Source organism: Hymenobacter cellulosivorans (assembly GCF_022919135.1).
GTDB classification, from domain to species: Bacteria; Bacteroidota; Bacteroidia; order Cytophagales; family Hymenobacteraceae; genus Hymenobacter; species Hymenobacter cellulosivorans.
In genome coordinates this window covers 2,825,316-2,843,847 of sequence record NZ_CP095049.1, presented here as the reverse complement: position 1 = coordinate 2,843,847, position 18,532 = coordinate 2,825,316, and the positions used below count along the sequence as shown (strand labels likewise).

Annotated in this window: 18 protein-coding genes and 1 riboswitch; of the genes, 14 read left to right on the top strand and 4 right to left on the bottom strand. The window is 60.9% G+C overall.

Annotated elements, in window-relative coordinates:
- Positions 1-115 precede the first annotated feature (115 nt).
- From MUN80_RS12070 to MUN80_RS12005, 14 genes are all read left to right on the top strand, one after another.
- Positions 116-1,447 (top strand): dicarboxylate/amino acid:cation symporter, encoded by a 1,332-nt coding sequence (locus MUN80_RS12070; protein WP_244724299.1) that lies wholly within the window; start codon positions 116-118, stop codon positions 1,445-1,447.
- A gap of 69 nt (positions 1,448-1,516) precedes the next feature.
- Positions 1,517-2,521, top strand: coding sequence for a DUF4886 domain-containing protein (locus MUN80_RS12065; protein ID WP_244724296.1), 1,005 nt, complete (start codon positions 1,517-1,519; stop codon positions 2,519-2,521).
- 171 nt (positions 2,522-2,692) lie between these two features.
- Positions 2,693-2,786, top strand: a riboswitch (SAM riboswitch).
- 386 nt (positions 2,787-3,172) lie between these two features.
- Positions 3,173-4,180 carry an ATP-grasp domain-containing protein gene (locus MUN80_RS12060; RefSeq protein ID WP_244724293.1) on the top strand — a complete coding sequence of 336 codons (1,008 nt, stop codon included), beginning with the start codon at positions 3,173-3,175 and terminating at the stop codon, positions 4,178-4,180.
- Positions 4,180-5,205, top strand: a complete 1,026-nt coding sequence (locus MUN80_RS12055; protein ID WP_244724283.1) for an LLM class flavin-dependent oxidoreductase — start codon at positions 4,180-4,182, stop codon at positions 5,203-5,205. Before MUN80_RS12060 ends, MUN80_RS12055 begins: the two co-directional genes overlap by 1 nt.
- A gap of 225 nt (positions 5,206-5,430) precedes the next feature.
- Complete coding sequence (gene bshB1, locus MUN80_RS12050) at positions 5,431-6,150, top strand: bacillithiol biosynthesis deacetylase BshB1 (protein ID WP_244724281.1); 720 nt, start codon at positions 5,431-5,433, stop codon at positions 6,148-6,150.
- A gap of 83 nt (positions 6,151-6,233) precedes the next feature.
- Complete coding sequence (locus MUN80_RS12045) at positions 6,234-6,587, top strand: S-adenosylmethionine decarboxylase family protein (RefSeq protein ID WP_244724278.1); 354 nt, start codon at positions 6,234-6,236, stop codon at positions 6,585-6,587.
- Positions 6,584-7,903: a DUF4178 domain-containing protein gene (locus MUN80_RS12040; RefSeq protein WP_244724275.1), complete on the top strand. Its 1,320-nt coding sequence runs from the start codon at positions 6,584-6,586 to the stop codon at positions 7,901-7,903. Before MUN80_RS12045 ends, MUN80_RS12040 begins: the two co-directional genes overlap by 4 nt.
- Positions 7,904-7,922: 19 nt before the next feature.
- Positions 7,923-8,111 (top strand): hypothetical protein, encoded by a 189-nt coding sequence (locus tag MUN80_RS12035; RefSeq protein WP_244724273.1) that lies wholly within the window; start codon positions 7,923-7,925, stop codon positions 8,109-8,111.
- A gap of 97 nt (positions 8,112-8,208) precedes the next feature.
- Complete coding sequence (locus tag MUN80_RS12030) at positions 8,209-8,424, top strand: DUF350 domain-containing protein (RefSeq protein ID WP_244724270.1); 216 nt, start codon at positions 8,209-8,211, stop codon at positions 8,422-8,424.
- Positions 8,417-9,985: a polyamine aminopropyltransferase gene (locus MUN80_RS12025; protein ID WP_244724267.1), complete on the top strand. Its 1,569-nt coding sequence runs from the start codon at positions 8,417-8,419 to the stop codon at positions 9,983-9,985. The genes MUN80_RS12030 and MUN80_RS12025 overlap by 8 nt, the downstream gene beginning before the upstream one ends.
- Positions 9,986-10,139: 154 nt before the next feature.
- Entirely contained in the window at positions 10,140-11,054 is a 915-nt protein-coding gene (locus tag MUN80_RS12020) for an FAD-dependent oxidoreductase (protein WP_244724264.1), read from the top strand.
- Positions 11,048-11,806: a hypothetical protein gene (locus tag MUN80_RS12015; RefSeq protein ID WP_244724261.1), complete on the top strand. Its 759-nt coding sequence runs from the start codon at positions 11,048-11,050 to the stop codon at positions 11,804-11,806. Before MUN80_RS12020 ends, MUN80_RS12015 begins: the two co-directional genes overlap by 7 nt.
- Positions 11,803-12,861, top strand: a complete 1,059-nt coding sequence (locus MUN80_RS12010) for a hypothetical protein (RefSeq protein WP_244724258.1) — start codon at positions 11,803-11,805, stop codon at positions 12,859-12,861. Before MUN80_RS12015 ends, MUN80_RS12010 begins: the two co-directional genes overlap by 4 nt.
- A complete protein-coding gene (locus tag MUN80_RS12005) occupies positions 12,858-13,058 on the top strand; it encodes a hypothetical protein (RefSeq protein ID WP_244724255.1) in 201 nt (66 codons plus the stop codon). The genes MUN80_RS12010 and MUN80_RS12005 overlap by 4 nt, the downstream gene beginning before the upstream one ends.
- 6 nt (positions 13,059-13,064) lie before the next feature.
- On the opposite strand, the gene MUN80_RS12000 is transcribed toward MUN80_RS12005, so the two are convergent.
- The 4 genes from MUN80_RS12000 to MUN80_RS11985 form a co-directional block, all read right to left on the bottom strand.
- Positions 13,065-13,976 carry a DUF6929 family protein gene (locus MUN80_RS12000; protein WP_244724253.1) on the bottom strand — a complete coding sequence of 304 codons (912 nt, stop codon included), beginning with the start codon at positions 13,974-13,976 and terminating at the stop codon, positions 13,065-13,067.
- A 71-nt stretch (positions 13,977-14,047) separates the two neighbouring features.
- Entirely contained in the window at positions 14,048-16,084 is a 2,037-nt protein-coding gene (locus MUN80_RS11995) for an RICIN domain-containing protein (protein WP_244724250.1), read from the bottom strand.
- Positions 16,085-16,237: 153 nt separating this feature from the next.
- Positions 16,238-16,438, bottom strand: coding sequence for a hypothetical protein (locus MUN80_RS11990; RefSeq protein ID WP_244724247.1), 201 nt, complete (start codon positions 16,436-16,438; stop codon positions 16,238-16,240).
- Between the two features lie 749 nt (positions 16,439-17,187).
- Complete coding sequence (locus MUN80_RS11985; protein ID WP_244724244.1) at positions 17,188-18,498, bottom strand: amidohydrolase family protein; 1,311 nt, start codon at positions 18,496-18,498, stop codon at positions 17,188-17,190.
- Positions 18,499-18,532: the final 34 nt, after the last annotated feature.

Genomic DNA, 18,532 nt, shown 5'->3' with positions numbered 1-18,532 from the left:
TGGTTCTGCCCCGCCTGATTCCGGGTATCTTCACGCCCAGCTACTGCGGCACTAACCCGCCCGATGGATTTGGAGTAGGAACCCTCCCGCTTCTTTCCCATCCGCCCCCGACTTCATGAAAAAACTCTCGTCCAATCTCACGGTACAGGTCTTGACTGCCATAGCGCTGGGCGTGGCAGTAGGAGCCCTGTTTCCCAGCTTCGGCGCTGCCCTCAAGCCCATCGGCGACACATTTATCAACCTGATAAAAATGCTCATCGCGCCCATCATCTTCCTGACGGTGGTGCTGGGCATTGGGGGCATGGGCGACATGAAAAAGGTGGGCCGCGTGGGTGGCAAGGCGTTGCTTTACTTTGAAATAGTCACGACCCTGGCCTTGGTCATTGGGCTAACGGCAGCCAACCTGACCCATCCCGGCGCGGGCATCGACGCACGGGCCGGCGTAGCGACCCAAACGGCAGCCCAGGCTGCCGAAGCCTCGAAATATACCGCCCAGGCCGGCGAAATGAACTGGGTGGAATTCTTCACCCACGTGGTGCCCCACAGCGTGGTTGGAGCCTTTGCCGAGGGCGACGTGCTACAGGTGCTCTTGTTTGCCGTGCTGTTTGGCGTGGCCCTGGGCCGGATTCCGGACGCCTACAGTAAGCCCCTGATCGGCACCTTTGAGCGGTTGTCGCACGTGATGTTTGCCGTGCTGGGACTGGTTATGAAACTGGCTCCGCTGGGCGCGTTCGGGGGCATGGCTTTTACTATCGGCAAGTACGGCATCAGCACGCTGCTGCCGCTGGGCAAGCTCATGCTGGTAGTGTACCTAACGATGTTCCTGTTCATTTTCGGGGTGCTAAACCTGATTATGCGCTACTACGGCCTGAGCTTGTGGCGCTACCTGGGCTTTATCAAGGAGGAAATTCTGCTGGTGCTGGGTACGTCTTCGTCGGAGTCGGCCCTGCCGCGCATGATTGACAAGCTGGAGCGCTACGGCTGCTCCCGCTCGGTGGCTGGTTTGGTCATCCCGACGGGTTATTCCTTTAACCTCGACGGCACGAGTATTTACCTGAGCATTGCCACCGTATTCCTGGCCCAGGCCTTTGATATCGAGCTTTCCCTGACCCAGGAGCTGACTCTAATTGGCATTCTGATGCTGACCAGCAAGGGCGCGGCCGGCGTCACGGGCTCAGGCTTTATTGTGTTGGCCTCTACCCTGGCCGCTACTAAGGTTATACCGGTGGAAGGCGTGGCGTTGCTGCTGGGCGTCGACCGGTTCATGAGTGAGGCCCGGGCTATTACCAACGTCATCGGCAACGGCGTGGCCACGCTGGTCATTGCCAAAAGTGAGGGCGAGTTCGATGAGGAACGGCACCGGTTGGCACTGCAGGGCCAGCTGGTCCCGGCCGAGTCGGACCTGACCCGGGAATCGGCGGGGCCGGGGACCGACAACCGGCAGTAGCCAACGGCGGCCGCAAACCGTTACTTTTGCTGGGCTTGTCGGCCTGATTTCCCGCGCGTCGTTTCCTCTATGCTTTTCTCCTGGCTTCGGCTCAGCTCCTTCAACGCGTTTGTGCTGCTGGGCTTGCTCGGGCCTCTCGGTAGCCAGGCCCAGCAAACTCAACCTGCGCCCAACACTATCCTGTTCGTTGGCAACAGCTTCCTGCACGGCCGCTACAACCCGGTGTTTAATTACAACCCGGAAACGATTACCATCGAGCGGGTTGGCAAACAGAAAACCGGGGCTTGGGGCGGTATTCCGGCCATTTTCAAGAAGTTTGCCGACCAGGCCGGCCTAGCTTACGAGGTGCATTTTCAATGCATCAACGGCGAATCCCTGAAGCTGCACTACGACAGCGCCCGGCATACGCTGCAGCAGCCGCGCTGGAACACGGTGGTTTTGCAGGAGCACAGCATGTACCCGCTGCCCGCCCGCCGCAGCGGCCGCCCCGACACATTCCGCGACTATTCGACCCGCATCGAACAGGCCGTGCACCAGGCCAATCCTGCCGCCCGGCTGTATTTCTACCAAACCTGGGCTCGGGCCGACCAAACCTACCTGCCTGGCAAAGCCTATTCCGGCCTGCCCCTCGACTCGATGACCCAGGATCTGCACCGCGGCTACTACGGCGCGGCCCAGGCCAATGGCCGTTTCGCGGGCGTGGCTCCGGCCGGCGACGCCTGGTTGCGGGCTATGCAGGCCGGCGTGGCCATGCGCAATTCCTACCAGCCCGAAGCGGGCAAGCTCAACCTCTGGGGCGAAGACCATTACCACCCCAGCCGGTGGGGTGCCTACCTGAATGCCTGCGTGCTGTTTGGCGAAATAACCGGCTACGACCCGCGCCGGCTAGGGCCCAACGAACAAGCCGCTGCGGCCTTGGGCATTTCGCCGGCCGATGCCGCCTCCCTGCAGCGCGTGGCCGCCGAACAGGTACTGGGAGCCCGCCCCAACGCTTTTTCGGCAACATCCCGCCAACCAAAATCCGGCAAGAGCAAAGTCAAAATAAAGTCCAAACCAGCCCGTGAGCTGCCCTAAAGCGCCTTACTCTTATTCACAGAAAAGCCCCGCGGAACCTCTGCGGGGCTTTTCTGTTTATAGGCTACTCTGCGTTAAGAAGGCGGGAAGACGGGGCCCGGCCGGGGTATTGTAACTGTGCTGCGCGTCGCCTTACCTTTGCAGAGTCAATTCTTTCTGACCAAAGGATTGTTTTTATACAGAGGCGTGGAGAGACAGGCTCGACGATACGCCGGCAACCCCCAGTGATGAGCTGGAACGGTGCCAAGTCCTGACCATATAAAAACAAGTTGCCGTGGACACTGCCAACAACTTTTCTGCCCTTTCCGCTGCTTTCGTAGCCCAGCCCCAGTCTGCCTCTGCCGCAGGCTGTTGTTGGCCTCTGGCTGGGGCTGGCTGTTGTTGCTAGTTTCCTTCTCCCCTGCCCGCTGACCGACTAGCTCCTGCTCTTCCGGTCCTGCCCCCCTGCTCTGGCTATTAGCCCATTGCTGCCCCTGCCTTGTTGGTTTTTCGCCTGACAGCCCGTTGCTGCGTGGCCGCGCGTCGGTCGGTTCTGGCTGTGGGTTTCTAACGCCTATCAGTTACTGGGCAGGCTCTGCACTTGCGGGCATTGCCGATTCTGCCGCCCAACCGCGGCCTTTCTCTTGTCACACTCCTTTTTTCATACAACTCATGGCCCAGCCCCAAAAGCCGATAGGCATTTATTACGAGCACCCCGAATGGTTCAAGCCCCTGTTTGCCGAGCTTGACCGCCGGGGCCTGCCTTACGAAAAGATTGACGCTGCCCACCACCTCTTCGACCCCTCCGAAACCGAGAGCCGCTACTCGCTGGTAGTGAACCGAATGAGCTCCTCAGCCTACCTGCGCGGCCACGGTCAGGGTATCTTCCACACGGCTGGTTTTGCTACGCATTTGGAGCGTATTGGCACGCGCATCATCAACGGCTCGGCCGCAACGGCCATCGAAACCAACAAGGCCCGGCAGCTTTCCCTGTTTGCTTCCCTGGGCTTGAAATATCCCAAATCCTTCGTGGTCAACCACGCCTCCCGCATTGCCGACGCTGCCCAGCAGCTGCAGTTCCCGATTGTGGTCAAAGTCAACATCGGCGGCAGCGGGGCCGGTATCATCCGCTTCGACACGATTGAGGGCGTAGAATCGGCCGTGGCCGCGGGTCAGATTGACCTGGGCATCGACCAAACGGCCCTGGTGCAGGAGTATGTGACGCCCCGCGGCGGCAACATTCACCGGGTAGAAACCCTCGATGGGAAGTTTCTCTACGCCATGAAGGTGTTTACGACCGGGGAAAGCTTCAACCTCTGCCCGGCCGAAATCTGCCAGATTCCCGAGGAGCAGTCGGCCGAGTTCTGCCTGACCGAAGCGCCCAAGAAAGGCATTCAGGTGGAAGCCTTTACGCCCCCCGCGGAGGTTATCGAAGCCGTGGAGCGCATCGTGGCCGCCGCCAAAATCGACGTGGGCGGCATTGAGTACCTGATTGACGACCGCACCGGCGACGTGCTTTTCTACGACGTCAACGCCCTGTCCAACTTCGTGGCCGACGCCGTGAACGTGGTGGGCTTCGACCCCTACGCCCGCTTCGTGGATTACCTCGAAAGCCAGCTGCCCGGCGTAGCCGCCACCGCCTTTGCTACCGAAGTTCAACCTGAAACCGCCACGGTATAATGCGTTACGGATATTGGATGCCCGTTTTTGGCGGGTGGCTGCGCAACGTCGAGGACGAGAACATGCGCGCCGACTGGGACTACGTCAAGACGCTGGCCCAGCGCAGTGAGGAGTTGGGCTACGACCTGTCGTTGATTGCCGAGCTGAACCTGAACGACATCAAGGGCGAGGAAGCCCCCAGCCTGGATGCCTGGAGCACGGCCGCCGCCCTGGCCGCCGTGACCAAGAAAATCGAGCTGATGGTGGCCGTGCGGCCTACCTTCCACTCGCCGGCCTTGCTGGCCAAGCAGGCCGCCAACATCGACCACATCAGCAACGGGCGCCTGTCGCTGAACGTGGTATCGTCGTGGTGGCAGGATGAGGCCAAGAAGTACGGTGTGCACTTCGAGCAGCACGACGACCGCTACGCCCGCACCGCCGAGTGGCTGCACGTGGTGGACAACATGTGGAAACAGGACCACTTCACCTTCGAGGGCAAGTTCTACCAGGTCACTGACTCGATTCTGCAGCCCAAGCCCGTGTCGCGCCCCCGGCCCTTTATCTACGCCGGCGGAGAGTCGGAGGCGGCCAAGAACATGATAGCAGCCCAGTGCGACGGCTACGTAATGCACGGCGACGAGCCCGAGGCCATCGGCCGCCGCATTCAGGACCTCAGCCAGCGTCGCGACAAGCTCGGTTTGCCACCCATGAAGTTCGGCGTGGCCGCCTACTCAGTGGTGCGCAACACGGAAGCCGAGGTAAAAAAGGAGCTGGAGCGCATCACCAACGTGCAGGGCTCGGCGGCCGGCTACAAAAACTACCAGCAATGGCTGGCCGGCACCCAGCTCGAAAACCAGGTGAGTTTGCAGGATTACTCCGTATCCAACCGCGGCCTGCGCTCCGGCCTCACCGGCACTCCCGACCAGGTGGCCGAGCGTATTGCCGCTTTCGAGGCCGTGGGCGTGGACCTGTTCCTGCTCCAGTGCAGCCCCCAACTCGAAGAAATGGAGCGTTTCTCGGAAGCCGTCATTCAGGTGCTGGCGTAATAAAACGCCCGCACCCGTTTCAGCACGTCATTCCGAGTTCTGCGAAAGATCCGGCGGGCTGACATTGCCAAAATACTCGTCATGCTGAGCGCAGTCGAAGCATCTCTACTGCCACGGTAATCTGCCTATCGTGGTACCAGAGTTGTTCTGACTACGCTCAGCATGACGTTCTTTTGTCTATACTAGCCGATTCATACCGGCTCTATACTCCGCTTTCCGTCCTTTATGAAGTTAGATATTCTGATGATTGCCGCCCACCCCGACGACGCCGAAGTGGGCTGCGCGGGCACGCTGATGAAGCACATTGCCAAGGGCCGCCGCGTGGGTGTCGTCGACCTCACGCGCGGGGAGCTGGGCACCCGGGGCTCGGCCGAGCTGCGCGCCGAGGAAGCCGCCGACTCGGCCCGCATCCTGGGGTTGCACATGCGCGAAAACCTGGGCATGCGCGACGGGTTCTTCCTCAACGATGAGGCCCATCAACGGCAAGTCATCCAGGTTATCCGCCGTTTCCGACCCTCTATTATCCTGACCAACCCCAACGTGGACCGCCACCCCGACCACGGCCGGGCCGCCAACCTAGTCCACGACGCGGCATTTCTCTCGGGCCTGCCCAAAATCGAAACCCTCTGGCAAGACCAGCCCCAGCCCGCCTGGCGGCCCGACCTGATGCTGCAAGTCATCCACAATACCTACGTCAAGCCCGATATCGTCGTGGACATCACCGAGTACTGGGACCGGAAGCTGGAGGCCGTAACAGCGTTCAAAAGCCAGTTTTACCACCCCGACTACGAAGACCCGACCTCGACTTACATTTCCTCCCCCGACTTTCTCAAAATTCTCGAAGGCCAGGCCCGCGACTGTGGCAAGTACATCAACGTGCCCTTCGCCGAGGGCTTTACCTGCCGCCGCCTGCTGGGCGTCGACGACCTGTTTCAGCTGCGCTAACCGGCCTACACTTGGGGGTTTGCCGCATCCTGCGTAATATTGAAACTGTTGTGCTATACTTTTTTGGGCCTGATAGTTACTGAATGCAGCTTTATACTCCCGGGCTCCACATCTTGGCTACGTTCCGCGCCCCAGTGGCCCACCTGACGGATGCCGCGGCCTGCCAGGCGTTTTTCGACCAGCAGATTAATCGTTTAGGGCTAGTAAAAGTGGGCGAAGTGTACCACTCGTTTCCCAACCACAGCTTTACGGCCGTGGTTGGCCTGACCGAGTCCCACCTGAGCATTCACACCTGGCCCGAGTTTGGGCAAGCCACTTTCGACGTGTTTTTGTCGAATTACCAGCGCGACAATTCGGCCACCGTCCGGCAACTGTATGCTGAAACGCTACGGTTTTTCGAAGCCACCGAGCTGACCAAAACCGAAGTAGCCCGATGAGCGGCCAGGTTACTTCTCTCGAAGCCCGGGTCGCCTGCCCTAGCTGCCTGGCCCAGCTCACGTATTATGACCCGCTAGCCAGTACTGTCTTCGGCTGTCCGGAGTGCCACACCCTGTTTAAGCGGCAGCCCAACGGGACGACCGAGCGGCTTAAGTCGTTTCAGGACGTGCCGCGGGAAGCGCCTATCCTGCCGCTGGGCAGCATCGGGACCATGCCCGACGGCCTACAGTACCGTGTAACGGGCTACATGCTCCGCAAGGAAGCCAGTTCGCCGGCCCGCTGGCTCGAATTCATGCTCTTCAACCCCGATACGGGCTATGCCCAGCTGGCCGTGTACGAGGGGCACTGGACGTTTATCAAGCCTTCCGACCAGGAGCACAAGGGCCTGCCGGGCCGCTCGGGCAGCCACCGCGTAGCTCTGGACGGCGACACCACGTTCCATATTTACAACAAGTACCAGCCCCGCATCCTCTACGCTACGGGCGAGTTCGACTGGAACGTCCTGGACGACGAGCAGCTGACCGTCACCGAGTTTGTGGCCCCGCCCCTGATGCTGGTCGAGGAAAAGGCCAAGAACCGGCCGGTGCACTGGTACCGCGCCGAGCACATCGAGCCGAAGCACATTGCCCAGGCTTTCGGGCTGACGATGTCCCGGCTACCCTACCGCTCGGGCGTGGGTGCCGTGCAGCCCCCGCCCGGCGGCAACTCCTGGCCCGCGCTGAAGAACCTGACCTGGCTGCTGCTGATTTTGACCCTGCTCACCGAGCTGGTCATGGTGGGCGTGCGCCCCCGTCGCGAGCTACTGAATCAGGAGTTTGTCAGTGACGTGGGCGCTGCCCCGCTGGCTACGGCCGACGCCACCGGCAAAGTTCAGGTCTCGGAGTCCTTTGAGGTGCACCAGGGGCCGGCGGTGCTCAACTTCGAGGTACACAGTTCCGTGAACAATACCTGGCTGGAGCTACCCGTGAGCTTGGTTAATGAGCAAACCGGACAGGGCTTCGAGTTCACCAAGAGCATTGAGCACTACTCCGGCGTAGAGGATGGCTACAGCTGGTCGGAGGGCAGCGTGGAGGCCGAGGCTACCCTGGCCGAGGTGCCGCCCGGCCGTTACCACCTCAACCTCTACCCTGCCACCGACTACAACCGGCAGGTGACTTTTTCGGTCACCGTCACCGAGAATCCCTGGGTGCCCAGCAACCTGCTGCTCGTCGTGCTGGCGCTGCTGCTTTACCCCGCCGTGCTGTTCTACCGCCGCCACAGCCACGAGCACCAGCGCTGGGAACAAAGCAACTTCCCACCCCCGCACCTGACCTAACGCCTTTTCGCCCGCCCCTATGCTCCGCGACTTGCTGAATCTGCGCCTTTACCTCGTCCTGGCTTTGCTTACCTACGCCAGCTACCTCTACATCAGCCTGCACGGCGTGCGTCTGCTCGGCGACGACAACGAAACCACCGAAAACCTCAACGGCACCGGCGGCCACTCCAGTGGCCACAGCGGCCGCTCCAACTTCTACCATAAATAGGCGAATGAGTGATTGAGTAAATGAGTGAGTTGTCGCTCTTGACTCGCATCCACGCCATCCATCTACTTCACTCATTCACTGAATCACTAACTCACCGATGGAATACCTCAACTTCAAGCTCATTACCGCCTCCATCGTGTATTCGGTGCTGGGCATTCTGATTCTGGTGCTCAGCTTTATCATCATCGACAAGCTCACGCCCAAGACCCTCTGGAAGGAAATCGTGGACGAGCACAACACGGCCCTGGCCATTGTGGCCGCGGCGTTTATGCTCTCGGTAGCCCTGATTATCAGTTCCGCCATTCATGGCTAACCAGCCCGTGCTGACGCCGCCCAACCAGCAGAGCCGCCGCACCAGCAGTAGCCCCGACCACCTGCCGGCCCTGCTGCTGGGCTCGGTGTTCGTCATTGCCACCTGCGGCCTGATCTACGAGCTGATTGCCGGCACCCTGGCCAGCTACCTGCTCGGCGACTCGGTCACGCAGTTTTCTACTATCATCGGGGCCTACCTGTTTTCGATGGGTATCGGCTCCTGGCTTTCCCGCTACCTCGACGGGCTCCTGCTCAAGTGGTTTATCCGGCTCGAAATCCTGGTGGGACTGGTTGGGGGCTTCTCGGCGCCCCTGCTCTTTGTGCTCTTCGAGTACGTCAGCTCCTTTCGGCTGATTCTTTACTCCCTGGTAGGCCTCACCGGCATTCTGGTAGGCCTGGAAATTCCGCTGCTGATGCGGATTCTGGAAAACCGCTACGAGTTCAAGGACCTGGTTTCCCGGGTTTTCACTTTCGACTACATCGGGGCCCTGCTGGCTTCGCTCATCTTCCCGCTGGTGCTGGTGCCCCAGCTCGGTTTGATTCGCACGTCCCTGTTTTTCGGTGCTCTGAACGTGGTGGTGGCCGCCGTGGCGCTCTACCGCTTCCCCGAAACCCGGCCCTACCGCCGCAGCTTTGCAGGTATTATGGTCGGGACCCTGCTGCTGCTGGCCGTGGGCTTTGGCTACGCCGAGCGCATCATGACCTACACCGAAACCATGGCCTTTCAGGACCAGGTTATCTACAGCAAAAGCACTGTGTACCAGCGCATCGTGCTCACGCGCAACAACCGTGAGCTGCGCCTGTTCCTCAACGGCAACCTCCAATTCAGCTCCGCCGACGAGTACCGCTACCACGAAGCCCTGGTACACCCCGCCATGCAGGCTCTGCCGAAAGCCCAGCGCGTCCTCGTGCTTGGCGGCGGCGACGGCCTAGCCGTGCGCGAGCTGCTTAAGTACCCGCAGCTCCAGCACATCCGCCTCGTCGACCTCGACGCGGGTATGACCCATTTATTTCAGCACAACCCCATGCTGCTGGCCCTGAACAAGGGCGCCCTGAACCACCCCAAAGTGCAGGTTATCAACGGCGACGCCTACCAGTGGGTGCGCCACGACACGACCCGCTATGACCTGCTGGTCGTCGACTTTCCTGACCCCTCCAACTACTCCATCGGCAAGCTCTACAGCACCTCGTTTTACACCGAGCTGCACAAATTACTGACTCCCAATGGGCTGATGGTAGTACAAAGCACCTCGCCCTACGTGGCCCAGAAGTCGTTTTGGTGCATCAGCCACACCCTGCAGGCCGCCGGCTTCCACACCATTCCCTACCACACTTATGTGCCTTCCTTCGGGGAGTGGGGCTATGTGCTGGCCGGCCGCAACGGCCACTGGCGCGGCGACGGCGCTTTGCCCAAGGGCCTGCGCTACCTCACCCCTGCCACGCTCAAGGAAATGCTCCACTTCCCGCCCGACATGGCCGAGGTGCCCACCGAAATCAATCAGCTCAACAACCAGGCCCTGGTGCGCTACTTCGAAGACGACTGGGGTCCCTACACCCACTAGCCCTCCGGAAAAAAGCAGAACGTCCTTACGAGCGAAGCAACGCGCAACCGAGGAATCTCGCGGGCTGACGTTGTCAACGTAACCCAAGCCGCCTCCCCAGTAAAGCCTTGCGGTAGCCCATCCTCGCCGGCTACCTACTTTCTCCGCCTTTACCATGCCCGCTCCTGATTTCTCCCAATGCCCCTTTCTTCCTGGCCGGCGCGAATTTCTCGGCCGGACGGGCTTGAGCGTAGCCGGGTTGCTGCTGGGAGGCTCCGGTTTGCTCGAATCCTGCGCGCCCGGCTCCCCGCGGGCCCATATCCGGGGCAGCCTACGTGGGGCCAATAAGGCCACGGGGCATAAGCTCTGGAAGCCCGACCAGCTGCCGCCATCCGCCCGCACCGTCCGTACCGACATTGTCATCATCGGCGGGGGTGTGGCGGGGTTGTCGGCTAAGCGCTGGCTGCACCGCCACGGCCGGCAGCAGGTGCTGCTGCTGGAACTCGATGCCCAGGTCGGCGGCAACTCCAGCTCCGGCCAAAACCCCACGTCGGCCTTTCCCTGGGGGCCCACTACCTGCCCCTGCCCGACCCACGCAACACCGAGCTGCTGGATTTTCTGCGCGAAACGGGCACCATCACCGGCACCGCCCCTACCGACGGCCGGCCCATTTACAACGAGTACCACCTCTGCCACGACCCCGAAGAGCGCCTGCACCTGCACGGCCACTGGCAAACCGGCCTCGTACCCGAGCTGGGCGTCCCGGCCGCCGACCGCGCCCAGATTGCCCGCTTCTTCGAACTCATCGAAACCCTGCGCCACGCCCGCGGCCACGACGGCCTGGACGCCTTCCGCATTCCCGTCGACCTGTCGTCGGCCGATGAGCAGTTCCGCCAGCTCGATACGCTTTCCTTTGCCGACTACCTCACCGAGCACGGCTTTACCTCCGAGTACCTGCGTTGGTACCTCGACTACTGCTGCAAGGACGACTACGGTACCACGGCCGCCACTACCTCGGCCTGGGCCGGCCTGCACTACTTCGCCGCCCGCAAAGGTGATGCCCACAACGCTAGCAGCGCCGACGTGCTGACCTGGCCCCAGGGCAACGGCTTTCTGGTCGAACACCTGCGCCGGCAAACTCCCGCCGGCATTCTGCCCAACACCCTGGCCTACGCCGTGCAGGAAACCGCCACCGGCGTGGCCGTTCTCACCTACGACGCCGCCACTCACGAAACTTGCCGCATCGAGGCCCGGCAGGTGCTGCTGGCCACCCCGCAGTTCGTGACCCAACGCCTGCTGCAAGGTATTCCTGGCCTGTTCCGCCCCGCCCGCCCCCTGCACCACGCGCCCTGGGTAGTGGCCAACCTTACCATCGACGGCCTACCCCAGGGCCCCGGCGCGCCGCTGAGCTGGGACAACGTTATCTACGGCAGTGCGTCGGTGGGCTATGTCAATGCCAACCAGCAGGATGTGGCCCTGGGCAGCCAGCAAAAGGTCATTACCTACTACTGGCCCCTCACCGCCGAGCCACCCAAAGCGGCCCGGCAGCGCGCCTACCGCACCAGCTACGACCAGTGGCTGACCCAGATTCTGGCTGACCTGGAAAAAGCCCACGTCGGCATCACCGCCCGCGTCCGCCACGCCGATGTCTGGGTGTGGGGCCACGGCATGGTGGCACCCACACCCGGCACCCTTTGGCACGCTGGGCGGCAGCTGGCCACTCAGCCCCTGCGCCAGCGGTTCTTTTTCGCCCACACCGACTTGAGCGGCATGTCTATCTTCGAGGAAGGCTTTTACCAGGGCATCCGGGCCGCCCGCCAACTGCTCGACCTTCCCGCATGACCCGCCCCCATCACCTGCCGCCGCCCCAGCCCTGGATTCGCTCCGCCGCCTTCGACGGGCTCTGGGTATTGTCGCCGCCCTTCGTGGCCCTGCTGCTGGTCCTGCTTCTGCCCGCCACTTTCCGTACCTCCGCCCAGATGCCGCTGCTGGGCTGGCTCGTGCTGGTCGTCTTCATTGATGTAGCCCACGTCTACAGCACGCTGTTCCGCACCTATTTCGACCCGACCCGGCGGCGGGAGCAGCAGCGCCTGCTTTGGCTGGTGCCGCTGGGCTGCTACGCCGCCGGGGTAGCCCTACATCAATTTGGCAGCTTGGTCTTCTGGCGGGTGCTGGCCTACCTGGCCGTGTTCCACTTTATCCGTCAGCAATACGGCTTTCTGCGCCTCTACCAGCGCCAGGAGCCCACCCAGCCCCACCGCTGGCTTGATACGGCGCTGGTCTATTATGCTACTATTTACCCGCTGCTGTACTGGCACTTCTCGGCCCCGCGCAACTTCACCTGGTTTGTGGAGGGCGACTTTGTGCAGCACGATTGGCCCGCCGGGCGCTGGTTTGCTACCGGGCTCTACGTGGCGTTGGTACTGCTGTACCTGGCCAAGGAAATCCGCCAGTGGCTGCTCTTACGCCTCATCAATTGGCCCCGCAACCTGCTGCTGGCCGGTACGGCCGTGTCGTGGTATTTTGGCATCGTCTATTTTAACGGCGACCTGGCCTTTACTCTGCTCAATGTAGTATCGCACGGCATTCCCTACCTGGCCCTGATCTGGATCAGCCGCCCGGCCGCTGCCAACGCCCGCGTGGCCCGGCCGCTGGGTCAGATTGTTGCCCTGGTTGGCTTTCTAGGGTTGCTTTTCGGGCTGGCTTACCTGGAAGAAGGTATCTGGGACGGGCTGGTGTGGCGGGAACATGCAGCAGCATTCGGTTGGTTTCAGCAACTGCCTGCCATCAGCAGCACCGGCATTTTGGCCTGGGTAGTGCCGCTGCTGGCTTTGCCTCAGGCGACCCACTACGTTCTGGATGGCTTTATCTGGCGCCGGCCCAAACCAGCAGCATGAGCACCTACCGCTACCTCGGCGACCGGCTAGCCCGCCTTACCCACTCGCCCTTGGTCGGCCAGCTCTGCCACGCCGTGTACGACGAACGAGGTAAGTGCATCCGGGGCCGCAACGGCTCCATGCTAGTTGAGTTTGCCACGGGCCCGGCCGTCGTATTGGCCCGACAACTACGCAAAACCGGCGCTCCGGCCAGTTAAATCCGGCTACGCCGTGTGCAGCTCAATGAGCACGGCCGTCGAGCCGCCCGCGTCATCATCCGTTACCAGCAACGCCTCGTACCGCCCGGCACCCAGGGCCTTACGCACCACGATGCTTTCCACCTTGCCCCGGTAGGGTTGGCCATCCGGCAAGGCCAAATGAGCCAGCTGGAGCAGCGTAGCCTTGCCAACCGGCTGTGGGGCCGGCAACACGCCCACGAAGCTGCCCAGCACTTCGCCATCGGCAATGGCATCCTGGGTATCCTCTACCGAAGCCGTTATAAAGACCTTGTTATCGAAGGTACAGGCCCCGGAAAAACCCGCCGCTTTGCCCGCAATAGTAGGAAGCTGGAATGTTTGCTGCTGCACCGGCGGCACATCGCGCTGGTGCCGGATGCACTCCAAAGCCGCCGCCAGGGGCAGCCGAAATACGATATTGCCCGCTTCCGCGCCCACCGTGCGCTGAAACAACAGCAGCTCGGTAGCCGTGGCCGCCGCCGCTTCCAGGTTCAGCGTGATGCCACTGGGCAAAACCTGCCGCAAGGCGGCGTACAGCCGGCTCAACGACAAAGGCTGCACCGTAGCCGAGCCAGGCCCTTTGGGTAAGTCCACCCAAAAACCTTGCTCCCGGGCCGCCGTAGCTCCCGAGCCACAAGCCAGCAGTGCCGTTTCCTGGCCCGAAACAATGGCCGTCAGACACTCCAGGTCGGGCTTGCGGTCCTTCGGAATCCGGCCCGAGCTGAAATGGGCCGTTTCAAACAAGGCTAGCGGGGCATTCGGGGCCAACGACTGGGCCGAGCAGCTGTAGAGAAACGGGGAATCGTCGCCGATGATGTAGGCTGTGTCGCCGACCAGCTCAATGCCCGAGGCCGAGGGCAGGTTGGGCAGCTCATATTGACGGACGATGGTTGCTTTCATGCGGCAGAAGGGCTAAATCAGCGGATACACGCGGCGTACGAGGCCGCCAAGCAGTTGGTATTCGCAGAAACCTACTGCTTGGTTATCGTAAACTCTACCCGGCGGTTGAGCTTGCGGGTTTCCTCCTTGGCGTTGCTGGCCCGGGGTTTGGTGCCACCAAAGCCTACGGTCGTGATGCGGCTTTCGGCAATGCCCCGCGTGGCCAGGTAGCGCTTCACTTCCTTTACCCGGTCTTCAGAGAGCTGCTGGTTCAGATCAGCCCGGCCCTGATTGTCGGTGTGGCCTTCCAGCCGAATTGTTACCGTGGGGTTGTCGGTGAGGGTACGGGCCAGGCGGTTGAGCTCGGCGTACGAGGCAGGTAGCAGCGTGTATTTGCCCTGGGCAAAAATCAGGGTGGGCAGCTCCAGCTTGGCCCCTACAGCCGCCGGTACCAGCGCTATTTCCCGGGTCAGGGACGCGGCCATGCGCACCGTATCGGTACCGGCCAGATAGCCCGAGCTGGCTGCCGCCAACCGGTAGCTACCCGGGGGTAAGGAAAACTGGAACGAGCCCGTGCCGTCGGTGCGCACCGTGGCGTTGAAAGCAATATCGTTGTCGAGCCGGATGGCCTTTACTTCGGCCTTGACCGGGGTGCGGGTTTTGGCGTCCAGCACTTTGCCCGTCAGCAGGGCGCGCCTGGCCACGGTAGGAGCTGCTGCCACGGCGGGGCGCGTCGTATCGGCCAGCGGCGGCACGCTGGCGGCCGTGCGGTACAGGTCGGCCGGGCCGTTGGGGGCACGCGAGGCCGCGTAATAGGCTTGCTTGCCATCGGCGCTGAGCATGAAGTACGCGTCAAAACCCGGTCCGTTGAGCGTCGGGCCCAGGTTGCGGGGCTCCGTCCACTTCGACCAGGTTTCGTCTAGGCGGGTACTCACAAAAATATCGGCGCTGCCGTAGCCGGCGTGGCCGTAGGAAGAGAAATACAGGGTTTTGCCATCCGGAGCCAGCCAGGGCGCAAACTCAAAGCCCGGCGAGTTCAGCACGCCACCCAGGCTCTGGGGTTCACTCCAACTACCATCAGCCTTGGGGCGGCTCACGTACAGGTCGTTGCCCCCAAACGAGTCGCCCCGCTCCAAGGACAGCAGCAGGGTTTTCTGGTCGGCGGCCATGAAAAAGGTCGTCGCGGCACCCGCCGAGTAGTAGTTATTAATGGTCAGCGGCTGGGGCCGGTCGGGTTTGCTTTTCGTGCTGGCCGCCCGGCTGATCAACGACGCACCTTCGTCGCGGAAGCTACCGTCGCGCTCATACAGCCCGCGTACCAACAATTGGCCACCATCGGCCCCCACCACCGACATCACCCCGTTGTTCTGGCGGGTGTTCAGGGCATCGAGCCGCACGGGAGGGGCCCAGGTTTGCCCATCCGTCGACTGGCTTACCCAGATATCCCCCGATTCGGTATTGCCTTCGGTATTGCCCGCGAATTTGGTGCGGGCAAAGTATAGCGTCTTGCCATCCGGGGCCAGCACCGGCTGCAACTCGTTGCCGGGCGTATTTAAGGCAGTCAACGGCTCAACCGGGCCGAAACCAGACTGGCTGGCGTCCAGGTTGAGGTGCAGCTTGAATAGGCGCCACTGCTGCGTGGCTCGGTTAGCCGGGCGCTGCGCCACCACGGGAGTTCCGTTAAACTTGTCGGCAGCGGCAATGGCAGCACACTTATCATTGCCCCGGTTTACCAGCTCATAGCTACCAATGGGACCGGCTGGCACCAGTTTCCATTGTTGGTAGAGGCTGCCCGTCCAGGGCCGCTGAGCCAGGGGCGCGTTTTCATCGGGCTTCTCGACGGTGAGGCACTTAGCGCTGTGCTTGGCTTCAAGACGGTAGTATTCGCCGCCGGGTGTGATGCGCACAAACCGCCACTGCTGGCTGGCCGCGTGCGTAAACTCCCACTGCACTGCCGCTACCCCGGCTTCCGATGACGACCCGGTGATATCCAGGGAACGGCCGCTGCCGCGGGCCACTACCCCATACCACGCATTTTCTTCCGGAATAAAATCACCCTGCTGGGCCAGTAAAGGCCCGGCCAGCAGCAGAAACAGGAACAACAGGAGGCTACGCGGGGAACGAATCATGCACGCAATAAGGATGAACTGGCGTGCAAGTTAAATGAAATCCGGGGCTGCCCCGGGACCCGGGCTACCGTGCATGCGCCCTGAAGCCTACTCCGCCGGAAGTAGCCACAAGCATTTTGCGCGGTAGCCCGGGTTGTTTAGTACCAAAGCTGTTCAGTCGTTGGTATTGTTGATATACTTGAAGCGGACGAACCGCTCGTTCTCATAAATAGCGGTAAAATGCCCACCTGAGGCCTTCGAATCCGTTTTGCGCTCAGTTACCCGGTTCGTTTTGGCGGGCGTAGGAGCAGTTGGGAAAGCGCTGGGCATCAGTGGGGGCACGTGACAGATGAAGGATAGAATTTTGGATGCCATGATGTGTTGGGTTAGGTGTTGAAATGGAAGAGAAATTTCAAATGCGCGCGGAACTCAAAGTGAAGACAATAACTGAGTAACTCATACAGACAGCTTCATGACGAATATAAAGATATTATCATTAGCTTGTACGTTATTTAGTTAAATTTTTTCTAAGAATAGTATACTTGCGCAAAGCACTACTATCTAGCTCGTTTGAGCCAGTCCTATTACTGGCTTCGCATAATCTAGGCTCAAGCGCGTTTGCAGGTAATCAGATGGGAAAAACCCTTGCTACTCGTGTAGGAGAGCCTATGCCAGCAACAGCACCAACCTGATTGTAGGACAACATGTAAAGCATGAGTAACCACTGTATCCATAAGCGGAAATCTTGCTGTAGAACCTACCTACCAGACAGTAGATTAGATCTACTATTCACAATCAACTACACTTCTCAATCGGGCAAGCAAAGCAGCGCTTCACTCACAAATACAGTTTAAACTTAAACAAATACTAATCACTTTCCAAACTTCACTGATATTAGCACATTTCAATTAATACCTGATTAAATCATAAATACATCGGTTTACCAACCTTGATTTAAACGTTTTTGCAGCGAATTAGCGGCCAATAGACCGTATATGTTACCCCTTCAGCTTTAGCGGGCATGCCAAAATTTTGCACAATTCAGTTTTACGCTGCTCGTACCTAGAAAAGCAACGAGGCGCGACTCAGGGAGCCGCGCCTCGTTGCTTTTGCTATCAGAAAGCCTACTTCATTCCGTATTTGGAGCGAAACTTCTGGTTCAGGTAGGTTTGCTTATTGGTCATGTTGAAAGCCCGGCCATCGATAAAGGCGTGGGTCACGTTATTAGTCCGCATGTCGAGCAAGTCGCCGCTGCTTACCACGAGCGTAGCACTTTTGCCGGCTTCGAGGCTGCCGTAGTCCTTATCGAGGCCCATGATGCGGGCTGGGCTCAGCGTAACGGCCGTCAGGGCCTGCTCCTTGGTCAGGCCATGGCCGGCGGCGGTCCCGGCAATAAAGGCCAGATTGCGCGAGCCAGCCGTTTCCTGGTCGCCCTCGTAGTCGAGGCAGAACCGCACCCCGGCTTGTTGCAGCAGGCTAGGCAGCTTGTAGGGCAGGTCGTAGTCGTCGCCGGCGCGGCGGGGCAGGGCGTGAATGCGGGACAGCACCACGGCCACATCGTTTTGCTTGAGAAAGTCGAGCATCATCCAGGCGTCGCGGGCCCCGATGACGGTGACTTTCTGCACGCCCAGGCGTTTGGCAAACCGGACGCCTTCAATGATTTCCTTGCCGTAGTCGGCGTGAATAAACAGCGTTTTGGAGCCGTCGAATAGGCCGCTCAGCGACGAGAGGCGCAGGTTTTCCTTGCGGCTGGCTGGCAGGGCGCGGTAGGCCGAGGCCTCCGAGAGCAGTTGCTCCAGCTCGCGCAACTGCTGCTGCCGTGCTTTTTCGCGCCGGTCTACAGCTGTCTGGTCTTCGCTCGGGTTGAGTTTGATGACCATCGGAGGCCAGTTCAGGTGCAGGCCGTCGTCGGCTTTTACGGCTGCGTCCTGCCAGTTCCAGGCATCGAGCTGCACGATGCTGCTCTGGCCCGAGAGCATGCCGCCCCGGGGCGTCACTTGAGCCAGCAGCACGCCGTTGGTGCGCACCGTGGGGATAATGTCGGAATCGGTGTTGTAGGCTATTAGGGCCCGCACGTTGGGGTTGAGCATGCCCACTTCCCGCTCGTCGACGGTTGCCCGGATGGCTTCTACTTCGGTCAGGCCCAGGGTTGTGTTGGGCAGAATCAGGCCGGGGTAAATTTCCTGGCCTTTCACGTCGACCACCTCGTAGGCCGACTTATCCTGGCTAAAGCCCGACTGGGCTCCGGCGTAGGTGATGCGGCCTTTGTCGAAAGCCACGGCGGCGTCGGGCACCACGGTGCCGTTGCCTACGTGCAGCGTGCCGCCCACGAGCAGCACAGGCTTGCTCTGGGCCGGCGCCGGGGCAGGCACTTGGGCCAGCAGCGGCGTGGCCGTGAGCAAGCTTAGAGAAAGAAATAATGCGGAAAAACGCATGAGAATGCAGTTAAGTAGGTTGAAGCAGCCAACT

Coding starts and splice junctions, on each gene's coding strand:
- MUN80_RS12055 (WP_244724283.1), top strand. CDS start 4,180: ATGCGTTACGGATATTGGATGCCCGTTTTTGGCGGGTGGCTGCGCAAC.
- MUN80_RS12010 (WP_244724258.1), top strand. CDS start 11,803: ATGACCCGCCCCCATCACCTGCCGCCGCCCCAGCCCTGGATTCGCTCC.
- MUN80_RS12025 (WP_244724267.1), top strand. CDS start 8,417: ATGGCTAACCAGCCCGTGCTGACGCCGCCCAACCAGCAGAGCCGCCGC.
- MUN80_RS12045 (WP_244724278.1), top strand. CDS start 6,234: ATGCAGCTTTATACTCCCGGGCTCCACATCTTGGCTACGTTCCGCGCC.
- MUN80_RS12065 (WP_244724296.1), top strand. CDS start 1,517: ATGCTTTTCTCCTGGCTTCGGCTCAGCTCCTTCAACGCGTTTGTGCTG.
- MUN80_RS12060 (WP_244724293.1), top strand. CDS start 3,173: ATGGCCCAGCCCCAAAAGCCGATAGGCATTTATTACGAGCACCCCGAA.
- MUN80_RS11995 (WP_244724250.1), bottom strand. CDS start 16,084: ATGATTCGTTCCCCGCGTAGCCTCCTGTTGTTCCTGTTTCTGCTGCTG.
- MUN80_RS11990 (WP_244724247.1), bottom strand. CDS start 16,438: ATGGCATCCAAAATTCTATCCTTCATCTGTCACGTGCCCCCACTGATG.
- MUN80_RS12035 (WP_244724273.1), top strand. CDS start 7,923: ATGCTCCGCGACTTGCTGAATCTGCGCCTTTACCTCGTCCTGGCTTTG.
- MUN80_RS12020 (WP_244724264.1), top strand. CDS start 10,140: ATGCCCGCTCCTGATTTCTCCCAATGCCCCTTTCTTCCTGGCCGGCGC.
- bshB1 (WP_244724281.1), top strand. CDS start 5,431: ATGAAGTTAGATATTCTGATGATTGCCGCCCACCCCGACGACGCCGAA.
- MUN80_RS12030 (WP_244724270.1), top strand. CDS start 8,209: ATGGAATACCTCAACTTCAAGCTCATTACCGCCTCCATCGTGTATTCG.
- MUN80_RS11985 (WP_244724244.1), bottom strand. CDS start 18,498: ATGCGTTTTTCCGCATTATTTCTTTCTCTAAGCTTGCTCACGGCCACG.
- MUN80_RS12000 (WP_244724253.1), bottom strand. CDS start 13,976: ATGAAAGCAACCATCGTCCGTCAATATGAGCTGCCCAACCTGCCCTCG.
- MUN80_RS12005 (WP_244724255.1), top strand. CDS start 12,858: ATGAGCACCTACCGCTACCTCGGCGACCGGCTAGCCCGCCTTACCCAC.
- MUN80_RS12070 (WP_244724299.1), top strand. CDS start 116: ATGAAAAAACTCTCGTCCAATCTCACGGTACAGGTCTTGACTGCCATA.
- MUN80_RS12040 (WP_244724275.1), top strand. CDS start 6,584: ATGAGCGGCCAGGTTACTTCTCTCGAAGCCCGGGTCGCCTGCCCTAGC.